The sequence below is a fragment of the Actinophytocola sp. genome, assembly GCF_035712165.1.
Classification (GTDB): domain Bacteria; phylum Actinomycetota; class Actinomycetes; order Mycobacteriales; family Pseudonocardiaceae; genus DASYTH01.
In genome coordinates this window covers 1-3,044 of the sequence record NZ_DASTBH010000384.1, presented here as the reverse complement: position 1 = coordinate 3,044, position 3,044 = coordinate 1, and the positions used below count along the sequence as shown (strand labels likewise).

Genomic DNA, 3,044 nt, shown 5'->3' with positions numbered 1-3,044 from the left:
GGCCTGCCTGGCCGCGGTCGACGCGGTCGCCGCGGCCCTGGCCGGCGCCGGCCACGAGGTGGTCGAGGTGCCGGCGCCGTTCGGCCCCGACGTGTGGCCGCTGTTCGAACAGCTCTGGTACGCGCTGTCGCTGGCCCCGGTGCCGGCGGAGCGGGAGGACCGGCTGCTGCCGCTGACCCGGTGGCTGCGCCGGCGCGGTGCGGCGCTGAGCGCCGGTGGGCTGATGGCCACGCTCGCCGAGTTGCACCTGCGGGCGCGCCACGGCGTGGCCGCCCAGGCCGGCGTGGACCTGCTGCTCTCGCCCACCCTGGCGGTGCCGCAGGCGCCGGTCGGCTGGTTCACCGACACCGGCGACCCGGCGGACGACTTCGACCGGCAGCGCCGGTTCTCGCCCTTCTGCGCCGCCTACAACGTGACCGGCCAGCCGGCGGTCTCGCTGCCGACCGGCACCGACGAGTCCGGCCTGCCGGTGGGGGTCATGCTGGCCGCGCCGATGGGCGCCGACGCGCTCCTGCTGGCCGTCGCCGCCGAGGTGGAGCGGCTGCTGCCGTGGCGGGACCGCCACCCCGCGATCTGGCGCGCCACGGCCTCGGCTACCGTGATGTCCGACCCTGGAAATTGACGCCTTGGGGGCGTTGCGTGTCCGTTTTCGAGACGGTGTTCTGGTTCGCCGTGGTGCCGTTGCTCATCGCGTTGGTCGTCGGCGGGCTGGCGTACGCCGGCGGACGGCCGAACAGCGATACCGGCGGCAAGCGGTACCGACCCGGCCGCCCGTACGAGGCGGCGCCCGTCTGGTTCCTGTCGGCCGTCGAGAAGGCGGCCGCGGTGGCTGTCGCCGGCGAGGCACAGCGGCCGGCGCTCACCTCCGGCGGTGGCGAGCGGCACGCGGCGCCGCAGCAGGGGTCGACGGGAGGCGCAAGTGACCGCTGGTGAGAACCCGACCGGCGCCGCGGGCGCGACCGGTCAGGACGTGTTGGAAGGGCCGTTCACGACGCGCCAGCTGCTGCGGCTGGACCAGGCGCTGCGGGTCGCCGACTCGTCTACCGGGCTGACGTTCAGCGTGTACGTGGGCGACCTGGAGGAGCCGACGCGCGGCCACGCGGAGAAGCTGCACGGCCAGCTTCCCGACCCGGCCAGGTCGGTGCTGCTGGCGGTGTCACCGGCCCAGCGGGTGCTGGAGATCGTCACCGGGGCGCAGGCGCGCCGGCGGATACCGGACCGGGACGCCAAGCTGGCCGCGCTGTCGATGGCGGCGGCGTTCGGCGGCGGCGACCTGACGGGCGGCATCGTGATCGGCCTGGACCAGCTCGCCACCCGCGCCGGGCGGAGCTAACCGGCGCTCGCTCCGCTCGCGCGGCCCTGGGGCTTGTCAACCGCCGTCTTCCCTCGTCGCTCCGGTCGCTGCGCTCCCTGCGCTCCTCAGTCCAGATCGGCGGCGCCCCAGGGCGAGCTAGTGTCGCGCGTCGTCGATTCCTTGACACGCCTGCGCCAGCCGAGCCACCGCCCTTCCGACTCCCTAATGAGTTCTGGGAGTGGGCCATCGGGCAGACTCCTGGTGGGTTGGTAGCCGCTAGTTGGTGAGCACTCGTGACTCCTGGACGTTGAGTCCTGAGCAAAGATCGTGCCCCGGCTGGTCGGTGTGGAGAGTTGATCGCTGATGGGATGTCGTGCCCGCCCGGTTGCGGCGTGAGCACTGTTTCATTAGGTCGCTGATGGTTCTCCTCCTGGCTATCTGCGGTGATCGTGCGGTGCTCGGCTTGGCAGGGGGAGACGCGTTGCTGTTCGTGGGAGATGACTGGGCGCAGGACCACCACGATGTGGAGGTGATGGACGCTTGCGGTCGCCGGCTGGCCAAGGCCCGGCTGCCGGAGGGCGTGGCGGGCATGGCCAGGCTGCACGCAATGATCGGTCAGGCGCTCGGCGACGACGTCGACGCCGAGGACGCCGACGGGCGGGTGAAGATCGGCATCGAGACCGACCGGGGTCCGTGGGTGCAGGCGCTGGTCGCCGCCGGGTACACGGTGTATCCGGTGAACCCGTTGCAGGCGGCCCGCTATCGGCAACGTCTGGCGGTGTCGGGGGCCAAGAGCGACGCGGCGGACGCGCACCTGCTGGCCGACATGGTGCGCACCGACTCCCACCAGCTACGCCCGATCGCCGGGGACTCGGCCGAGGCGGGGGCGGTCAAGGTGGTCACCCGGATGCACAAGACCCTGATCTGGGAGCGCACCCGTGCGGTCCAGCGGTTGCGGCACGCGTTGCGGGAGTACTTCCCGGCCGCGCTGGCCGCGTTCACCGACCTGGACGCCGCCGACGCTTTGGAACTGTTGGCCAAGGCGCCCGACCCGGCCGCCGCCGCCCGGTTGAGCCTGGCGCAGATCAGCGCGGCTCTCACCCGGGCCCGCCGCCGTGACATTACGGCCAAGGCCGCCGCGATCCAGGCCGCCCTGCGTGCCGAGCACCTGGGCCAGCCGGCCGTGGTCATCGCCGCGTACGCCGCGACAGTGCGGGCGCTGGTCGCGTTGCTGGTCACTCTCAACGAGCAGGTCAAGGCCATGCAAGGGCAGGTGGAGGCCCATTTTGGCCGGCACCCGGACGCTGAGATCATCCTGTCCCAACCCGGACTCGGTGTCATCCTCGGCGCCCGGGTGCTCGCCGAGTTCGGCGACGACCACCACCGCTACGCCTCGGCGAAGGCTCGTAAGAACTACGCCGCGACCAGCCCGATCACCCGCGCTTCAGGCAAGAAGAGGACCGTCGCCGCCCGGTTCGTGCACAACGACCGGCTCATCGACGCACTGCTGACCCAGGCCTTCACGTCCCTGCGCAACTCCCCAGGCGCCCGCGCCTACTACGACCGGCAACGCGCCCGCGGCGCCACCCACAACGCCGCCCTGCGCCAACTCGCCAACCGGCTCGTCGGCATCCTGCACGGATGCCTCAAAACCGCCACCGCCTACGACGAAACCACCGCCTGGTCACACCACCCCAGCGAGGCCGCTGCTTGACACCCAAGCTCCTGGGATGTCTTTGCTCTGCTTACC

At 72.1% G+C, this 3,044-nt stretch carries 4 protein-coding genes; all 4 read left to right on the top strand.

What is annotated here, in order from left to right; genetic code table 11:
• Positions 1-622 (top strand): amidase family protein (locus tag VFO68_RS21210; RefSeq protein ID WP_325160090.1); only part of this gene is annotated, 622 nt, incomplete at its 5' end.
• A gap of 17 nt (positions 623-639) precedes the next feature.
• Entirely contained in the window at positions 640-933 is a 294-nt protein-coding gene (locus VFO68_RS21205) for a hypothetical protein (RefSeq protein ID WP_325160089.1), read from the top strand.
• Positions 920-1,333: a DUF5130 family protein gene (locus VFO68_RS21200; protein WP_325160088.1), complete on the top strand. Its 414-nt coding sequence runs from the start codon at positions 920-922 to the stop codon at positions 1,331-1,333. The genes VFO68_RS21205 and VFO68_RS21200 overlap by 14 nt, the downstream gene beginning before the upstream one ends.
• Positions 1,334-1,775: 442 nt before the next feature.
• Positions 1,776-3,008 carry an IS110 family transposase gene (locus VFO68_RS21195; RefSeq protein WP_325160091.1) on the top strand — a complete coding sequence of 411 codons (1,233 nt, stop codon included), beginning with the start codon at positions 1,776-1,778 and terminating at the stop codon, positions 3,006-3,008.
• Positions 3,009-3,044: the final 36 nt, after the last annotated feature.